Below are 17,522 nucleotides of genomic sequence, written 5' to 3'. Positions count from 1 at the left end.
GGTCAGCACGCAACGGAAGGGCAGTCAGGCATGCGCCAGCTCATCATCATCGGTTCCGGTCCGGCCGGGTTCACCGCCGGCATCTACGCCGCGCGCGCAGAGCTCAAGCCGCTCATCGTCGCGTCCAGCGTCGAGACGGGCGGGGAACTCACCAAGACGACCGAGGTCGAGAACTTCCCGGGCTTCCCCGAGGGGATCCAGGGTCCCGACCTCATGATCAAGATGCAGGAGCAGGCCGAGAAGTTCGGCGCTGAGGTCCTGTACGACGACGCCGTCTCCGTCGACCTCACCGGCGACGTGAAGAAGGTCACCGTCGGCTCCGGCGAGACCTACGAAGCCCTCGCGGTCATCTACGCGACCGGTTCGGCGTACCGCCACCTCGGCATCGCCGACGAAGAGCGCCTCTCGGGCCACGGTGTCTCGTGGTGCGCGACCTGCGACGGCTTCTTCTTCCGCCAGAAGAACATCGCCGTGGTCGGCGGTGGCGACTCCGCGATGGAAGAAGCGACGTTCCTCACCCGCTTCGCCGACAAGGTGACCGTGATCCACCGCAAGGACACCCTCCGCGCGTCGAAGATCATGCAGGACCGCGCCCAGAACGACCCGAAGATCGAGTTCGCGTGGAACAAGGAGGTCATCGGCATCCAGGGTGACTCCGCAGTGACCGGCGTGACCCTCAAGGACACCGTGGACGGCACCGAGAGCGAACTCGCCCTCGACGGTCTGTTCATCGCGATCGGCAACGACCCCCGCGTGCACCTCGTGCACGGTCAGCTCGAGCTCGCTCCCGAGGGCACCATCGCCGTCGAGGGCCGCACGTCCAAGGCCGTCGGCGTCCCCGGGGTCTTCGTCGCGGGCGACGTGCTCGACCACACCTACCGCCAGGCCATCACGGCCGCCGGTTCCGGTGCGGTCGCTGCGCTCGACGCCGAGAAGTACCTCGCCGACCTCGAGGACACGCTGACCGACGCTGCTGCGGGCGAGACCCCGGTCGAGCCGGTCACCATCTCCGCCTGACCCGTACGGCCCCCGGAATGCCGGGGGCCCGTCCGCGGTTCCACACCCAGTACCGACTTCTCACGAAAGGACACCCATGTCCAACGCAAAGGCTGTCACCGACGCCACCTTCTCGGACGAGGTCCTCAAGTCCGACAAGACGATCCTCGTCGACTTCTGGGCCGAGTGGTGCGGCCCGTGTCGCGCCGTCTCGCCGATCCTCGACCAGATCGCCGAAGAGCACGCCGGCAAGATCGAGATCGTGAAGCTCAACGTGGACGACAACCCCCAGTCGGCCATGAACTACCAGATCACGTCGATCCCGGCGATGAAGGTCTTCAAGGGCGGCGAGGTCGTCAAGACCGTCATCGGCGCCAAGCCGAAGCCCGCGCTCGAGGCCGACCTCGCCGAGTTCCTCGTGTAGGTCGCACCCGCACCACCGAACGCCCCCGTCACATCTCGTGTCGGGGGCGTTTTCGTGTGGCAACTTTTGGCAAAGCTTTGGTGGTATTTCAACGTTCAGTAGATTGTCGATGAGCACCACGGGGGTGCGGAAAGAGGCAGCATGAATCGTTTTGCAGTATGTGTGACGTTGGCAGGACTTGTGTTTGGGGGCGCACTGGCTGCACCGGCCAGCGCAACCGCTAGTGAGCAAGCAACAGCTTCGCCTCGGGCGCCTGTCGGCCCCTGTGGCGGCGCCCAGCAGATCGTCTTCAAAAAGGGCAGCAACTGGTCGCCGATCAGCACCACCTACTGGTTCTCGCTCAAGAACTGTTTCAGCTCGTCACAACGAGTCAAGGTGTTTGGCCCCGGCTGGCCCGGCTCTTGGTCGAGCTGCAAGACGCTCTCACCCGGGCAGACGTGGTCAATGTACGGAGCGATTCGCCCGACCACTTCCTGGCAGCGCTGCTGACCGGCAGCACCACCGAACGCCCCGTCCTCGTCCTGCTCAGCAGGCGCCGGCGGGGCGTTCGCATGCCACCCGTTGCGGATCGGCCCCCGCCGCGGAGCCCGGGTTTCCGGGGTCGATGTCGTAGTGTGGCGGGAATGTCTCACTGATCGGAGCACGGTATGACGAACGGCAACAGCCTCGACCCCTGGTACGACTCCTACGCCCAGCGCACCGCCGGGCTGAGCGCCTCCGAGGTCCGAGCCCTGTTCGCCGTCGCCTCGCGCCCCGAGGTGGTCTCGCTGGCTGGCGGCATGCCGTTCGTCTCCGCGCTGCCGAGGGAGCTCGTCACGGGCTCCCTGGACCGCGTCATGAACGAGCACGCGGCCATGGCGCTGCAGTACGGCGGCGGACAGGGTCTGCGGTCCCTCCGTGAGCACATCGTGGACGTCATGAGCCTCGAGGGCATCCGTGCCAGTGCCGAGGACGTCGTCGTGACGACGGGCTCGCAGCACGCGCTCGACCTCGTCACGCGGCTCTTCATCGATCCGGGCGACGTCGTCCTCGCCGAGTCCCCGTCCTACGTCGGCGCGATCGGTGTGTTCCGGTCGTACCAGGCCGAGACCGTCCACGTGACGACCGACGAGCTCGGGCTGGTGCCCGAGGCACTACGTGAGGCGATCGCGAACCTCCGCACGCAGGGCAAGCGGATCAAGTTCCTCTACACGATCCCCAACTTCCACAACCCGGCCGGCGTCACCATGAGCCGGGAGCGCCGCATCGAGGTGCTCGACATCTGCCGGTCGAACAACATCCTGGTGCTCGAGGACAACCCCTACGGACTCCTCTGGTTCGACGAGCCGGCACCGCAGGCGATCCGTTCCATCGACGAAGAGGGCGTCGTGTACCTGGGGTCCTTCTCGAAGACCCTCGCACCCGGTTTCCGCGTCGGCTGGGCGCTCGCACCGCACGCCATCCGCGAGAAGCTCGTGCTCGCCAACGAGTCCGCCGTCCTCGCCCCGAACTCCTTCGGGCAGTACGTCGTGAACGCCTACCTCGGCGCCGCGGACTGGAAGGGTCAGGTCGACACCTTCCGGGGCATCTACGCGGAGCGCCGTGACGCCATGCTGTCCGCCCTGGGGGAGTTCCTGCCGGACCTGTCCTGGACGAAGCCGAACGGTGGCTTCTTCGTCTGGCTGACGCTCCCCGAGTCCCTCGACTCGAAGGGCATGCTGCCGCGCGCCGTGAAGGAGCTCGTCGCCTACACGCCGGGGACGGCCTTCTACGCCGACGGTCGTGGCGGCGGGCACATCCGCCTGTCGTTCTGCTACCCGACCCCCGAGCAGATCCGCGTCGGCGTGAAGCGGCTCGCCAACGTCGTCAACGACGAGCTCGAGCTGATCGAGACGTTCGGTCCGACGACTCGGCCGAACAGCGTCGTCCGCGAGACGTCCTCGGTCAGCGCGCCGCCGCCGAACATCTCCTGATCAGCACTTTTCCGCGGTGCGTGGCCCACCAGCACCGTCGTTCCACACCGGAGGATCCCCATGGCTGAGCTCACTCGTCGTCACGTCGTCGTCGTCGCCGGAGGGATCTCGCACGAGCGTGACGTCTCCCTGCGCTCCGGTCGGCGCGTCGCCGACTCGCTGACCGGGTACGGCTGGCAGGTTGATCTCCGCGACGCCGACGCGCTGCTGCTGCCGGCTCTCGCCGAGTCCCGCCCGGACGTCGTGTGGCCGGCTCTGCACGGCGCCTCCGGTGAAGACGGGGCCCTGCGGGGCATCCTGGAGGCGGTGGACATCCCGTTCGTCGGCTCACGTTCCACGTCGGCCCGGTTGGCATGGGACAAGCCCACGGCGTCAGCGCTGGTCGCGCGGGCGGGCGTCCGCACCCCTCGCTCCGTCACGCTGTCCCACGACGTGTTCCGCGAGCTCGGCGCCGTCGGGGTGCTCGAGGCCATCGCGGGGGAGCACCCGGTCCCGCTCGCCGTGAAGCCGGCGCGTGGCGGCAGCGCGCAGGGAGTGACCCTCGTCGATGACGTCAACGACCTGCCGCGTGCCATGGTCACGGCTTACACGTACTGCGACGACGTCGTGGTCGAGCAGCTCATCCGCGGCACCGAGGTCGCGGTCGGCATCATCGACACGGGCGACGGGCCGGTGGCGCTCTCCGCGGTGGAGATCGTTCCGCGGAACGGCATCTACGGCTTCGAGGCGCGGTACAACGCGGGGGAGACGACGTTCTACACCCCCGCCCGACTGTCTGACGAGTTCGCGACCGCTGCAGCTGATGCCGCTGTCGCGGCGCACACAGCCCTCGGCCTCCGCCACCTGTCCCGTGTGGACCTCATCATCGACGGCGCCGGAACGCCGTGGTTCCTCGAAGCCAACGTGCTCCCGGGTCTGACCGAGACATCCCTGCTGCCGCAGGCTCTCTCCGCATCGGGGTTCGATCTCGGGTGGACGTACGCCGAGCTCGCCGAGCAGGCGATCCGCGACCACCACGCCTGATCCGCAAGATCGACGTTCCACGTGGAACATCGGAGTGCGTGAGAGTCGATGTTCCACGTGGAACGTCGCACTCGTGGTTCGCTGCTGAGAGCTGATCCGCTCTGAGCAGCAACGGGTGCCTCGGGTCATCTGTGGGCGCACGGTGGACGCATGACCGATTCACCACCCCCCGCAGCCTTCACGACCGAGTACCGGCGTGCCCTCTTCGACCAACGCGTGCTCGTACTCGACGGCGCCCTCGACGATGACAACGGCACGGTCTTGATGACGCAGTTGGTACAGCTCGCGACGTCGGACCCCTGGAACGACATCGCGCTCTGGATCCATTCGCCCGGAGGATCAGTTCCGGCAATGCTCGCACTCCGGGACCTCATGCGGGTGATCCCCAACGGCGTCAGCACGCTCGCATTCGGGATCGCCTGCAGTGCGGGGCAGTTCCTGCTGTCCTCGGGTACCCCTGGCAAGCGACGAGCGCTGCCGCACAGCCGGATCCTGATGCACCAGGGATCCGCAGGGATCGGGGGGAGTGCGGTGGACGTGGCGCTACAGGCAGACCACCTCCGTGACACCCGCGACACCGTGCTCGGACTCATCGCAGCGGACACCGGACAGACGGTCGACCGCATCTTCGAGGACTCGCTGCACGACCACTGGTACTCCGCGCGGGAGGCCCTCGACTACGGGTTCGTCGACCTGATCGTCGACGACTTCTCGGTGATCCGGCCCCAGCAGCCGCGTTCCACGATGACAGGCTTCGGCGGGCCTGCCGCAGGGGAGGGAGACCGATGAGCACGTACACGATCCCGAACGTCATCGCGCGTGACGCTCGCGGCGACCGAGTCTTGGACGTCTACTCGCACCTCCTCACCGAGCGGATCATCTACATCGGGACCGCGATCGATGCTGGCGTCGCCAATGCCCTCATCGCGCAACTCCTCTTCCTCGAGTCGGACAACCCGGACTCGGACGTGCAGCTCTACGTCAACTGCGACGGCGGCGATCCGAGTGCCATGCTCGCCGTCTACGACACCATGCGGTTCATCCGCCCCGCCGTCGCGACCACCTGTGTTGGGCAGGCAATCGGTGTCGGAGCCGTCCTGCTCGCCGCGGGCGCCGAAGGAAAGCGGTCGGCCCTGCCGCATGCTCGGGTCGTGCTCCACCAACCCGCGGCGCAGGGACAGGGGGCCATTCCCGAGCTCATCCTGCAGGCGGACGAGGTCGTTCGGATCCGGGCCGAGATCGAGTGCCTGCTCGCCGAGCACAGCGGCCAGAGTGTCGACCAACTCCGAGCCGACACGGATCACGATCGCGTCTTCACGGCCCAACAGGCCCGACAGTACGGTCTCGCGGACCACGTGATCACTCGACGCTGACGGACGGCGCTGACCGTTGACGCCTCACGCAGCGAGGACGAACGCGCTCCGCACTTGTTCGCCACCAGTACCTGCGGAACGTGCTCGCTCGCGGAGCTGTTCTGCTGCCGCCGCCGTCAAGTCCAGCAAGGAGCTCTCGAGCGCGCCGGCCACTGCTGCCAACATCTCGCTCGAAGGCTCCTTCCGCCCCCGTTCCATCTCCGACAAGTACTGCGGCGACACCCCTGCGCGACGGGCGACATCCTGCAGGGTGTCCCCGCGGACGCGGCGACGAGCGCGGAGTTCTTGACCGACGACATCACGCCAGAGCGGCTCGGGATTGCGGGATCTCATGATGCGAGCCTGGCAGTGTTCCACGTGAAACGTACGGGCTTCCCGTTCGCTGCTCGTGAACTCGAGCCAGCGGAGCGGCTACGCGCCCCGTGTCGGGCCGAACGACCCCTCGCTGCTCTGGGCACCCACACCAGGCATGCGAGGCCCGCTACGGGGCGCATAGCGCCATTGACAAGCCGTCAGGACGACACGTCGCTGATCCCCAGCTCCGACAGGATGCGATTGAGGTCGTCGCCGTTCGCGAAGTCGATCGTCACGGAGCTCTTCCGGGCACCGACGGCGATCTTGACCCGTGTGTTCAGCCGGTCCCCGATGCGCTCAGCAAGATCGTTGAAGTGCGCCTGGTTCTTGGAGGGCTGCGGCGTCGTCTTCGGAGGGGTCTTCGTCGCCAACTGCTGCGCGATCGCTTCGGCAGCGCGCACCGACAGGTCCTCGTTGACGATCTTCTCAGCGAGGTACTCCATCGCCTCCGCGTCCGGGGCAGCAAGGATCGCGCGTGCGTGACCGGCCGACAGCACGCCGGCAGCGACCCGACGCTGCACGGGGGAGGGGAGCCGCAGCAGACGGATGGTGTTGGTGATCTGCGGACGGGAGCGGCCGATCCGCTGGCCGAGCTGTTCCTGCGTGATCCCGAAGTCCGCCAGGAGCTGCTGGTACGCCGAAGCCTCTTCGAGCGGGTTGAGCTGCGCCCGGTGCAGGTTCTCGAGCAGGGCGTCCCGGAGCATCGCGTCGTCCGGCGTCTCCTTGACGATCGCCGGGATGGTCGTGAGCCCCAGTTCCTTGGTGGCGCGGAGGCGCCGCTCACCCATGATCAGCTCATACTGCGGCTCCGTCCCCGCAGCCCCGGGGATTGGACGGACCACGATGGGCTGCAGCACGCCGATCTCACGGATGGAGTGGACGAGCTCCTGCAACTCCTCTTCGCGGAACTCCTTGCGCGGCTGCTGCCCGTTCGGGATCACGTCCAGCGGGTTGAGGTTCGCGAGTCGGGCTCCCGGAACGGCGACGAGCTCGTCCGCGGTGGGTGCCGACGCCGGCGACCCACCAGTCGGGAAGAACACGTCCACTGGGCGGTCCTGCTGGTCCGTCGCAGTCGGGATGAGCGCGCCGATGCCGCGGCCGAGTCCAGTTCGCTTGGGTGCCATCAGTCTTGCGCTCCTCGTGCTGCGATCTCGGCGGCCGCTTCCAAGTAGGAGAGCGACCCGGTGGAGTTCACGTCGTACGCGACGACGCTCTGTCCGTAACTCGGCGCTTCACTCACCCGGACGGACCGGGGGATCATCGCCTTCAACACCTGATCACCGAAGTGCTCGCGGACGTCGTTCGCCACCTGGTTCGCCAGGTTGGTCCGACCGTCGTACATGGTGAGCAGGATCGTCGAGACCCGGAGGTTCGGGTTGAGGTGCCGCTCGATGAGCTCGATGTTGCGCAGCAGCTGGCTGAGTCCCTCGAGCGCGTAGTACTCGCACTGGATCGGGATCAGGACTTCCTGCGCCGCCACGAACGCGTTGATCGTGAGGAGACCGAGCGACGGCGGGCAGTCGATGAAGACGTAGTGGTACGGCTCGTCCAGCGACTGGAGGTACAGATCGAGCGCCGTACGGAGGCGTTGTTCTCGAGCGACCAAGGAGACGAGCTCGATCTCAGCGCCCGCGAGGTGGATCGTCGCTGGGACGCACCAGAGGGTGTCGGACTCGGGCGACTGCTGCACGGTGTCGGCCATTGCGGCCTCGTCGACGATGACGTCATAGATGCTCGCGACCTCAGCCTGGTGGTCGACGCCCAAGGCCGTCGACGCATTGCCCTGCGGATCGAGGTCGATCACGAGCACCCGTGCGCCACCGTGCGCGAGGCCAGCAGCCAAGTTGACGGTCGTCGTGGTCTTCCCGACGCCACCCTTCTGGTTCGACACGGTGATGATCCGCGTCTTCGAGGGCAATGGGAACTGCTGCGTCGCGATCGCCCGGCGTCGGCGGTTCAGGTCGGCGATCTCGCGAGCAAGCGGAGTCGACGCGTCGTAATCGGTCGATGAGCTCAACGAGTGCCTCTTCCCCGGTTCGATGTTTCACGTGAAACGTGGAGCAGCAAGAGATCAGTCGTCCCGATCCAAGCCGCAGGGTCAGTCAACTGTAGCCCGGAAGACCCGCGTGGTCTCTGCGACCACACCGTCCCCGAGCTCGAGGACCTCGACGTCCGAGAGGTGCTGGCGCAGGATGACCTTGCGAGCCTTCTCGATCTCGTCGTCGACTCGCGCACCCTTCATCAGGATGAGCTGCCCGCCCGAGCGGACGAGTGGAACCGTCATCGGGATGAGCTTCGACAACGCACTGACGGCACGCGCAGTGACCTGGTCGACCACGATGCCGTCGGAGACGTCCTCGGCGCGGCCGCGGACCACCGTCACGTTCGACAGGCCGAGCCGGCTCGACTCACTGGTGAGCCAGTCCACGCGGCGCTCCATCGGCTCGATGAGCGTGAAGTGCACGTCCGGACGGGCGATCGCGAGCACGAGACCAGGCAATCCCGCACCCGAGCCGACGTCGGCGACCCGACCACGGGCCTCCAGGAGGGGCGCCAGCAAGGCAGAGTTGAGGATGTGTCGCGTCCACAGTCGAGGCAACTCAAGCGGGCCGATCAGGCCCAGCTCCTCGCCTCGGCGAGCCAGCTCGTTCGTGAACGACCGAGCCGTCTCGATCTGATCGCCGAAGAGCACGGACGCAACCGCAGGCTCAGCCTCGAGCACCGGAGCAGCGTCCGAAAGCACGGGAGCGGTGTCGGCTGACACCGACTCGTCCGTCATCGGGTGACGACCGTGTGGCGGTCCCGACCCTCACCCTCGGACTCCGAGTGGAAGCCCTTCTCAGCGACGAGGTCGTGGACCAGCTTGCGCTCGTACGACGACATCGGGGGGAGTGCTGCGGAGGACGATCCGGCTTCGATGCGCTCGACGGCGGTGTCGACCAGTCGCTGCAGCTCGTCGGCACGAGCGTCACGGGAGCCGCCCACGTCGAGGATGAGCCGGCTGAACTCGCCCGTCTCGGCCTGGACGGCGATGCGGGTGAGTTCCTGCAGGGCCGTGACCGTGTCCGGCTTCGAGAGGACGCGGAGCGCCTCGCCGTCGTCGGTGACCGACAGGTAGACGCGACCGGCGCGCTCCTCGATCTCGATGTCCCCGTCGAGGTCGCAGATGTCGAGGAGTTCCTCGATGTAGTCCGCAGCGATGTCGGCCTCGTCACGGGCGTCCTCGTCCGGGACCTCGGTGGTGTCGACGGCTGCGGCGGTGTCCTGCTCGGTCACTTACTTCTTCCCGTTCTTCTTCGAGCGCTGCTTGCCGACCGGCTGCGAACGCTGGGTGGTGACGCGCACGGCCTCGATCTCGGCGGCGCCAGCACCGGCACCGGCCTCGGCGAGGACCGGGTTGGCGATGCCGCGACGCTGGGCCTTCTTGGCCAGACGCGCCTCACGTGCCAGGGCCGCCTCGGAACCAGGCGTCGGCATGCTGCGGATGACGAAGTACTGCTGCGCCATCGTCCAGACGTTCGAGGCGAGCCAGTAGAACATGACGCCGAGGGGGAAGCTCAGACCCGAGATCACGAAGACCAGCGGGAGGATGTACAGCATCATCTTCTGCTGGCGGTACATCGGCGAGGCCTTGGTCTCCGGCGACATGTTCTTGGCGACGAGCTGCAGCTGCGTGATGAACTGCGACGCGGTCATGACGACGATCATGAAGCCGGCGATCGCACGGACTTCCCACCCGGAGGCGTTGGTGAACGTCTCGTGCAGGGGAGCACCGAACAGGGCCGCGTTGCCGAACGACGCCGCGAGGTCGTTCGTCAGCAGGCCGATGCCCGTCTTGTTGATCTGGGCTTCGTGCAGCACCGAGTACAGCGAGAAGAAGATCGGCATCTGCAGCAGCAGCGGCAGGCAGGAGCTCAGCGGGTTGGTGCCCGTCTCCTTGTACAGGGCCATGGTCTCGCGGCTCATGGCCTCACGCGAGAACTGGTCCTTCTTGCCCTTGTACTTGTCCTGGATCTTCTTCAGCTGCGGCGCGACCTCGAGCATGCGGCGCTGCGACTTGATCTGCCGCACGAAGATCGGGATCAGCGCGGCGCGGACCACGAAGGTCAGGAAGATGATGGAGAGGACCCAGGTGATACCCGCGCCCGGGTCCATGCCGATGCTCTCGAAGATCCAGTGGAAGCCGACGAGGATGGCGGAGACCACCCATTTGAGCGGCCAGAGGATCGTACCGATGATGTCCATGGGGACGGCTACGCCTTTCGAGTGCGCTGGGGGAGCAGGACCGGCCGGGCCGTTCCGACCGCGGGGTGCGGCTGCTGCGGGATCGGCGCGAGGACGAACCCGAACCGGTTGACGACGAACGGGCGACGACGTTCCGTGACGTCGTCGATCCCGCCTGCAGCCCAGGGGTTGCAGCGAGCGATGCGCCAGGCGCCCATCGCGGATCCGCGGACGACGCCGTACTGCTGGATCGCTTCGAGGGCGTACCGGGAGCACGACGGGTGGTACCGGCAGACGTTGCCGTACAACGGGGAGATCACTGCACGGTAGGCGCGGAGCACGACGACGCACGCGTTGCGTGGGAGCAACGCGACGACCCAGGCGAGCCGGGTCAACAGGGTGCGGTTCATGCTGCCTTCTCCACCCCGCGCGCGAAGGAGCGCACGACGTCTTCGAGCAGGGTAGGCCATCCGGCCTGCGATGCGGCTGGCAGTGCGCGCACCACCACGTCGTACCCCACGGGGGAGTCGGCGAGGATGCCGTGCGCGATCGCCTTGAGCCGCCGCCTGATCAGGTTCCGGGTCACGGCGTTGCCCACCGTCTTCGCGACGATGAACCCGAACCGCGACGGTCCGGCAGGGTCCGTCGAGCGACGGACCACGGACACAACGACGTGCGCCGTGGCGCTCTTGCGACCACGACGCACGACGTTCCGGTAGTCGTCCCCGCGGACGATGCGGTTGGCGCTGGCCAACACTGCGATGCCGGGGTCAGACCGAGGACCGGATCAGGCGGTGAGCCTGATCAGGCCGAGAGCTCGGTGCGGCCCTTGGCGCGACGCGCCGACAGGATGGCGCGGCCGGCACGCGTCCGCATGCGGAGGCGGAAGCCGTGCTTCTTGGCGCGGCGACGGTTGTTCGGCTGGAAGGTGCGCTTGCTCATGATCTCTCCACACGGCTGCTCGCGGCGAGCCGTCACGTATGTATGTGTCATCGCTCGGTGTCGAACGACGCAGATGGGCGCGACCAATCGGCCGCAGTCAACTGGTTAACGGTACGTGACAGCAGCGAGCAGGTCAAACGCCGATCGGGCCGGCCTCGGTGCCGGAGGCGTCGAGGACACCGCTGCGGTCCATTCTCCACATTGGGGACAACTTCCGTTCGGTGCCACCCGGCCCGGTCCTTTACAGTGGGGTCATCGATCGGCCCCGCGCCCCGGTACGACAGGGAAGTACTCCTGTCCGACGGATCCGGGCGGTCGTGGACAACACTGTGGACAACCCTGTGGGAACACGCGCGGTACGAGGCGTCGACGAAGCCCCCGAGACCCCGACGAACCGCCGGCGCACGACACGGTCCGCTGAGCGCCACACCCCGCGGCACTCCGGCACGTCCGACCCAGCAGGACGCACCCCGGTCCGGCACCGAACGCACGACACACACCTGGAGACGAGCGCGACATGACGATGCCGGCCGACCCCGTCGAGGACCTCTGGTCATCCGTACTCGGAATCCTCAGCGAAGACCCCCGCATCACGCCGCAGCTCCACGGGTTCCTCAACCTGGTCGAACCGAAGGGCGTCCTCGCCGGCACCCTGTACCTCGAGGTCCCCAACGACCTGACCCGCGGCATGCTCGAGCAGCGGATCCGCATCCCGATCACCGAGGCCGTCGCCCGCATCGGTGACGACTCGGTCGCGAACTTCGCCATCACGGTGAACCCGGACATGGCGTCCGAGCCGCGCGTCGACCCGAACGTGCCGGAGTACGCCGAGCCCGTCCAGGAAGCAGTGGAGCAGAGCGCTGCACCCCGCCAGTACATCGAGGCGCCCTTCGTCCCGAGCCAGATCGACTCCCCGGGCACGAGCGGCCGGCCGGAGTCGCGGCTGAACCCGAAGTACAACTTCGACAACTTCGTCATCGGCTCGTCGAACCGCTTCGCCCACGCCGCAGCGGTCGCGGTGGCCGAGGCTCCGGCGAAGGCCTACAACCCGCTCTTCATCTACGGCGACTCCGGGCTGGGCAAGACCCACCTGCTCCACGCCATCGGGCACTACGCCGAGAGCCTCTACCCGGGGATCCGCGTCCGGTACGTGTCGAGCGAGGAGTTCACCAACGACTTCATCAACTCGATCGCGAACAACCGCTCGAACCAGTTCCAGCAGCGCTACCGCGACATCGACATCCTGCTGATCGACGACATCCAGTTCCTGCAGGGGAAGGACTCCACGCAGGAGGCGTTCTTCCACACGTTCAACACGCTGCACGACCACAACAAGCAGGTCGTCATCACGTCCGACGTCGCACCGAAGCACCTGACCGGCTTCGAGGACCGCATGCGGTCGCGCTTCGAGTGGGGTCTGATCACGGACGTCCAGGCGCCCGAGCTCGAGACGCGCATCGCGATCCTCCGCAAGAAGGCGCAGTCCGACCACCTGCAGGTGCCGGACGACATCCTCGAGTTCATGGCCTCGAAGGTGTCGAGCAACATCCGGGAGCTCGAGGGGACGCTCATCCGCGTCACGGCGTTCGCGAGCCTGAACCGGACGGCCGTCGACATGGCCCTGGTGCAGACCGTCCTCAAGGACCTGATCACCCTCGACGAGGACAACGTCGTCGCGCCGACGGACATCATCAACCACACCGCCGAGTACTTCAAGCTCTCCGTCGACGACCTGTACGGGTCATCCCGTTCGCAGGCGATCGCCACCGCGCGACAGATCGCGATGTACCTGTGCCGCGAGCTCACGAGCCTGTCGCTCCCGAAGATCGGGCAGCTGTTCGGCAACCGCGACCACACCACGGTCATGTACGCGAACAAGAAGATCACCGAGCTCATGAAGGAGCGGCGGTCGATCTACAACCAGGTCACCGAGCTCACGAGCCGCATCAAACAGGACCGCCGCTACCGCTGAGATCGGTACGTCTCCGGGCGCATCCACCATCTGAGACGGTTCCATGGGCCGGAGTTCTCACAGTGTGGATAGCCTGTGGATAACTGTGGAGGACACGCCGCCCGGTTGTTCACAGCGAGGGGGCCTCCTGTGGAAACTGGGGATGGAAGTGGATAGATGAGATTCATTCATCCCGACGTCGCCCACAGCCCGCCCACAAGTCACAACGGTGTAGTTCCCTACAGCCGAGCGGCATGCACAGGGTTATCCACAGTGTGCACAGGCGTTAACACCATTACTCCTGGTTAACGATCCATCTCCGCGGGACAACCTTGTGGACGGCGGGATGACAAGAAATCCGGCCCACGTCCGCCTGTGCCAGAATGGGGCGGCCGGACAGTCCAAGCCGATCGACAGGGGTTCCAGCTGTGAAGTTCGAGGTCAACCGGGACGTCTTCTCCGAAGCCGTCTCCTTCGCGGTGAAACTCCTCCCACAGCGCACGACCCTCCCGATCTTGTCGGGCGTCCTGATCCACGCCGACGGCGATCGTCTGACGCTCTCGTCGTTCGACTACGAGGTCTCGGCGCAGACGTCCATCTCGGCACAGATCGACGACCCGGGCACGGTCCTGGTCAGCGGTCGCCTGCTGAACGACATCGCGAGCCGACTGCCGAACGCCCCGGTGACCTTCACGACCGAGGACTCCAAGATCTCGGTCTCCTGCGGATCGGCGCACTTCACGCTGCTGTCCATGCCGGTCGAGGAGTACCCGACGCTGCCCGAGATCGGTCCGCAGACCGGTGTCATCCCCGGCGATGCCTTCTCCGAGGCCGTTTCGCAGGTCGCCGTCGCCGCCAGCCGCGACGACGTCACCCCCGTCATCACCGGTGTCCAGCTCGAGGTCGGTGACAACGACCTGTCGCTCATCGCCACGGACCGGTACCGCGTGGCCGTCCGCACCATCGCGTGGGACTCCGGCCGTGTCGGCTCGGACCCGCTGCACGCCCTCGTCCCCGCCCGCACGCTGCAGGAGGTCGGTCGCACCTTCGGGTCGGCGTCCACCGTCTCGGTCTCGATCAGCGGCAACTCGGACCGTGAGCTCATCGCGTTCCACGCCGACGACAAGACCGTCACCTCGCTGCTGATCAAGGGCAACTACCCGCCGGTCCGCCGGCTCTTCCCCGAGAACGTCAACGACCACGCGGTGATCAACACCGCTGAGCTGGTCGAAGCCGTCCGACGGGTCTCACTCGTCCTGGAGCGCGAAGCAGCGCTCCGGTTCTCCTTCACGGTCGACGGGCTCACGCTCGAGGCGATCGGATCCGAACAAGCGCAGGCGTCAGAGTCGATCAGTGCGTTGCTGACCGGAGAGGAAACGGTGGTCTCGCTGAAGCCCGCCTTCCTCCTCGACGGACTGAACGCGGTGCACTCCGAGTTCGTCCGCATCTCCTTCACCAAGACGGAGAACCCCAACAAGCCGGGCCCGGTGCTGATCACCGGCCAGACTTCGCAAGAGGCTGCCGCGACCGATGGATACCGGTACCTGCTGCAGCCCAACCTGCTGCTGCGATAGGCGCAACAGGAACACTGCGCTGACGCACCACCCGCGGACGCAGCGCGACGACGAAACAGAAGAGGAAATCATGCACATCGGTCTTGTCGGCCTTGGTCGCATGGGCAACAACATGCGTGCCCGTCTCCGCAACGCAGGGATCGAGGTCACCGGTTACGACGCGAACCCCGCCGTCTCCGACGTCGCGAGCCTCGCAGACCTGGCGGGCGCCCTGCCCGAGGGTCAGCGACTCGTCTGGGTGATGGTGCCGCACGGCAAGATCACCGACGACGTCATCACCGAGCTCGCCGGCGTCCTGAACGAGGGCGACCTCGTCATCGACGGTGGCAACTCGAAGTGGCTCGACGACACCACGCACGCCGAGCAGCTCGGTGCGCGCGGCATCCGCTACATGGACGCCGGTGTCTCCGGCGGCGTGTGGGGCAAGGACAACGGCTACGGCCTGATGGTCGGCGGTGACGTCAAGGACGTCGAGTTCGCCATGCCGGTCTTCGACGCACTGCGCCCCGAGGGCCCGCGCGAAGAGGGCTTCTCGCACGCCGGTCCGATCGGCGCGGGGCACTACGCCAAGATGGTCCACAACGGCATCGAGTACGCGATCATGCAGGCCTACGGCGAGGGCTACGAGCTCCTCGAGGCCAAGGACCTGATCACCGACGTCCCCGCCGTGTTCGCCGGGTGGCAGCGCGGAACGGTCGTCCGTTCCTGGCTGCTCGACCTCATGGTCCTGGCCCTGAACGAAGACCCGAAGCTCGACGAGCTCGAGGGCTACGTCGAGGACTCGGGCGAGGGACGCTGGACGCTGGAAGAGGGCATCGAGCTCGCCGTTCCGATGCCGGCGCTGTCGGCGTCGATCTTCGCGCGCTTCGTCTCGCGTCAGGGCAGCGCGTCCCCGACGATGAAGGCCGTCGCGGCGCTCCGCAACCAGTTCGGCGGTCACGCCGTCAAGAAGTCCTAGGACCACCCGGGGAAACCCGGACTCGGCCCGCGTGCACGTCGACCATCTCCAACTCACCGACTTCCGGAACTACCGGGAGGCGGACGTCGACCTCGCACGCGGGCCGAACCTGTTCGTCGGCCGGAACGGGCAGGGCAAGACCAACCTGGTCGAGGCCATCGGGTACCTGTCGACACTCGGTTCCCACCGGGTCCCGACGGATGCCGCGCTCGTCCGTCAGGGCTGCGACGCCGCGATCGTCCGGGCCCGCCTGGCGCACGAGGACCGCAGCATCCTCGCCGAGGTGCAGATCAACCGCACCGGAGCGAACCGTGCGCAGGTGAACCGGTCGGCGATCAAGCCGCGTGAACTCCCGCGCTACTGCACCTCCGTCCTCTTCGCTCCCGAGGACCTCGCCCTGGTCCGTGGCGAACCGGCCGGTCGGCGACGCATGCTCGACGAGCTGCTCGGCCAGATCGCACCGCGGATGCAAGGGGTGCTGGCCGACTACGACCGCACACTCCGCCAGCGGAACACCCTGCTCAAGTCGGCCCGTGCCACCGGCGCCAAGGCCAACGCCCTGTCGACGCTCGACGTCTGGGACGACCGCCTCGTCGGACTCGGTGCCGAGATCGTCGCCGCGCGCGACCACCTGACCCGCCGGCTCGCACCGTTCGTCGCCGAGGCGTACGCCACCGTCGCGGGCGAGGACCACGATGCCTCGATCGCCGGTGTGCTCTCGATCCGTGGCGGTGACCCGGAGGCCGCCGCCGCGACGGACCCGGTCCTCGGCACCCCCGACGAGCCGGTGAGCGTGACCGCCGCAGCCGAGGCGTTCGCGGCTGCCCTCGAGCGGCGTCGTCGTGACGAACTCGACCGCGGGTTGACCCTGGTCGGGCCGCACCGGGACGACGTACTGTTCCAGCTCAACGGGTTACCTGCCCGCGGGTACGCCAGTCACGGGGAGTCCTGGTCGTTCGCGCTCGCGATCCAGCTGGCGAGCGCGTCGATCCTGCGGGCGGAGTCGAACCTCGGTGACCCGATCATCATCCTCGACGACGTGTTCGCCGAACTCGACGAATCCCGGCGCGAACGCCTCGGGAACGCCGTGGCCGACTACGAGCAGGTCCTCATCACGGCCGCGGTGTTCGGCGACGTCCCCTCCCAGCTGGCCGCGCACACGGTGCGGATCGAGGCGGGCACGATCGTGACCGACGACACCGACGCGACCCCGCCGGAAGCCGACGCCTGATGCCCCGCCCGTGGAAGCCGACCGAGCCGTCGCGGCTGTACCGGCACCTCCGCGCCGTCTTCGGCGACCCGTCGAAGCGCGGGGTGGACGCCCGCCGCCGTCGCTCCCGCGAGTTCGACGCCGACACCGTCCCGTACGGCCGCGGCCGCGAACCCCGTGGGCTCGGTGACGTGGTCGGATCCCTGGCCAACGAGCTCGGGTGGACCGAACCCCTGGCCCGCTCTGAGCTGTTCGTGGACTGGCCGAGCGTCGTCGGTGAGGAACTCGCGAAGCACTCCACCCCGGTCACCATCGACGACGGTGCGCTGGTCATCCGGTGTGACTCGACGGCCTGGGCGACCCAGCTCCGTCTCATGCGTGCCAGCGTCACGACGACCATCGCCGAGCGGCACCCGGAAGCCGGGGTCGAGTCGATCCGGGTTTCGGGGCCGGACGTCCCCACCTGGAAACGCGGCCCCAGGACGGTCCAGGGGCGCGGTCCTCGCGACACCTACGGTTGAGCCGACGAAATCATCCTGTG

The 17,522-nt window shown here is 67.3% G+C and carries 20 protein-coding genes; 11 read left to right on the top strand and 9 right to left on the bottom strand.

From position 1 onward, the window contains the following. The first annotated feature begins 30 nt into the window (after window positions 1-30). The 6 genes from trxB (at window position 31) to EDF53_RS07290 (ending at window position 5,768) form a co-directional block, all read left to right on the top strand. Window positions 31-1,017: a thioredoxin-disulfide reductase gene (trxB, locus tag EDF53_RS07315; protein WP_123292949.1), complete on the top strand. Its 987-nt coding sequence runs from the start codon at window positions 31-33 to the stop codon at window positions 1,015-1,017. Between the two features lie 76 nt (window positions 1,018-1,093). After that, the gene (trxA, locus tag EDF53_RS07310) at window positions 1,094-1,420 is read left to right on the top strand and encodes a thioredoxin (RefSeq protein ID WP_111124403.1); all 327 of its coding nucleotides are present in this window, start codon (window positions 1,094-1,096) and stop codon (window positions 1,418-1,420) included. A 647-nt stretch (window positions 1,421-2,067) separates the two neighbouring features. Then, window positions 2,068-3,372: a PLP-dependent aminotransferase family protein gene (locus tag EDF53_RS07305; protein WP_123292948.1), complete on the top strand. Its 1,305-nt coding sequence runs from the start codon at window positions 2,068-2,070 to the stop codon at window positions 3,370-3,372. 60 nt (window positions 3,373-3,432) lie between these two features. Continuing rightward, on the top strand, window positions 3,433-4,395 hold the full coding sequence (locus tag EDF53_RS07300) for a D-alanine--D-alanine ligase (protein ID WP_123292947.1): 963 nt from the start codon (window positions 3,433-3,435) through the stop codon (window positions 4,393-4,395). A 150-nt stretch (window positions 4,396-4,545) separates the two neighbouring features. After that, window positions 4,546-5,184 (top strand): ClpP family protease, encoded by a 639-nt coding sequence (locus EDF53_RS07295; protein WP_123292946.1) that lies wholly within the window; start codon window positions 4,546-4,548, stop codon window positions 5,182-5,184. Then, the gene (locus EDF53_RS07290; protein WP_123292945.1) at window positions 5,181-5,768 is read left to right on the top strand and encodes a ClpP family protease; all 588 of its coding nucleotides are present in this window, start codon (window positions 5,181-5,183) and stop codon (window positions 5,766-5,768) included. Before EDF53_RS07295 ends, EDF53_RS07290 begins: the two co-directional genes overlap by 4 nt. A gap of 24 nt (window positions 5,769-5,792) precedes the next feature. Here the strand turns inward: EDF53_RS07290 and EDF53_RS07285 are convergent, their stop codons facing one another. The 9 genes from EDF53_RS07285 to rpmH all read right to left on the bottom strand — a co-directional run bounded on the left by EDF53_RS07285 (window position 5,793) and on the right by rpmH (window position 11,288). Continuing rightward, entirely contained in the window at window positions 5,793-6,101 is a 309-nt protein-coding gene (locus EDF53_RS07285; RefSeq protein WP_123293389.1) for a helix-turn-helix domain-containing protein, read from the bottom strand. 179 nt (window positions 6,102-6,280) lie between these two features. Next, window positions 6,281-7,246, bottom strand: a complete 966-nt coding sequence (locus EDF53_RS07280) for a ParB/RepB/Spo0J family partition protein (protein WP_123292944.1) — start codon at window positions 7,244-7,246, stop codon at window positions 6,281-6,283. Next, a complete protein-coding gene (locus EDF53_RS07275; RefSeq protein ID WP_311316834.1) occupies window positions 7,246-8,139 on the bottom strand; it encodes a ParA family protein in 894 nt (297 codons plus the stop codon). The genes EDF53_RS07280 and EDF53_RS07275 overlap by 1 nt, the downstream gene beginning before the upstream one ends. 81 nt (window positions 8,140-8,220) lie before the next feature. Continuing rightward, a complete protein-coding gene (gene rsmG, locus EDF53_RS07270) occupies window positions 8,221-8,901 on the bottom strand; it encodes a 16S rRNA (guanine(527)-N(7))-methyltransferase RsmG (protein WP_123292942.1) in 681 nt (226 codons plus the stop codon). After that, window positions 8,898-9,398, bottom strand: a complete 501-nt coding sequence (locus EDF53_RS07265) for a R3H domain-containing nucleic acid-binding protein (RefSeq protein WP_111083678.1) — start codon at window positions 9,396-9,398, stop codon at window positions 8,898-8,900. The genes rsmG and EDF53_RS07265 overlap by 4 nt, the downstream gene beginning before the upstream one ends. Continuing rightward, complete coding sequence (yidC, locus tag EDF53_RS07260; protein WP_123292941.1) at window positions 9,399-10,367, bottom strand: membrane protein insertase YidC; 969 nt, start codon at window positions 10,365-10,367, stop codon at window positions 9,399-9,401. A gap of 8 nt (window positions 10,368-10,375) precedes the next feature. Next, window positions 10,376-10,756, bottom strand: a complete 381-nt coding sequence (yidD, locus tag EDF53_RS07255; protein WP_185020979.1) for a membrane protein insertion efficiency factor YidD — start codon at window positions 10,754-10,756, stop codon at window positions 10,376-10,378. Next, a complete protein-coding gene (gene rnpA / locus EDF53_RS07250) occupies window positions 10,753-11,103 on the bottom strand; it encodes a ribonuclease P protein component (protein ID WP_123292940.1) in 351 nt (116 codons plus the stop codon). The genes yidD and rnpA overlap by 4 nt, the downstream gene beginning before the upstream one ends. A gap of 47 nt (window positions 11,104-11,150) precedes the next feature. Further along, window positions 11,151-11,288, bottom strand: coding sequence for a 50S ribosomal protein L34 (rpmH, locus tag EDF53_RS07245; protein ID WP_022889115.1), 138 nt, complete (start codon window positions 11,286-11,288; stop codon window positions 11,151-11,153). A gap of 517 nt (window positions 11,289-11,805) precedes the next feature. Between rpmH and dnaA the strand changes: the two genes are divergently transcribed. The 5 genes from dnaA to EDF53_RS07220 all read left to right on the top strand — a co-directional run bounded on the left by dnaA (window position 11,806) and on the right by EDF53_RS07220 (window position 17,502). Next, a complete protein-coding gene (gene dnaA, locus EDF53_RS07240; protein WP_111083682.1) occupies window positions 11,806-13,260 on the top strand; it encodes a chromosomal replication initiator protein DnaA in 1,455 nt (484 codons plus the stop codon). A 407-nt stretch (window positions 13,261-13,667) separates the two neighbouring features. Continuing rightward, complete coding sequence (gene dnaN, locus EDF53_RS07235) at window positions 13,668-14,813, top strand: DNA polymerase III subunit beta (RefSeq protein ID WP_111083683.1); 1,146 nt, start codon at window positions 13,668-13,670, stop codon at window positions 14,811-14,813. Between the two features lie 70 nt (window positions 14,814-14,883). Further along, window positions 14,884-15,771 (top strand): phosphogluconate dehydrogenase (NAD(+)-dependent, decarboxylating), encoded by an 888-nt coding sequence (gnd, locus tag EDF53_RS07230; protein ID WP_123292939.1) that lies wholly within the window; start codon window positions 14,884-14,886, stop codon window positions 15,769-15,771. 31 nt (window positions 15,772-15,802) lie between these two features. Continuing rightward, entirely contained in the window at window positions 15,803-17,002 is a 1,200-nt protein-coding gene (recF, locus tag EDF53_RS07225; RefSeq protein WP_123292938.1) for a DNA replication/repair protein RecF, read from the top strand. After that, window positions 17,002-17,502, top strand: coding sequence for a DUF721 domain-containing protein (locus EDF53_RS07220; protein ID WP_111083686.1), 501 nt, complete (start codon window positions 17,002-17,004; stop codon window positions 17,500-17,502). The genes recF and EDF53_RS07220 overlap by 1 nt, the downstream gene beginning before the upstream one ends. The last annotated feature ends 20 nt before the right edge of the window (window positions 17,503-17,522 follow it).

The organism is Curtobacterium sp. PhB78 (assembly GCF_003751685.1).
Taxonomy (GTDB): domain Bacteria; phylum Actinomycetota; class Actinomycetes; order Actinomycetales; family Microbacteriaceae; genus Curtobacterium.
Note: the sequence above shows the minus strand (reverse complement) of the source record. Positions and strands in the feature narration are given on the sequence as shown.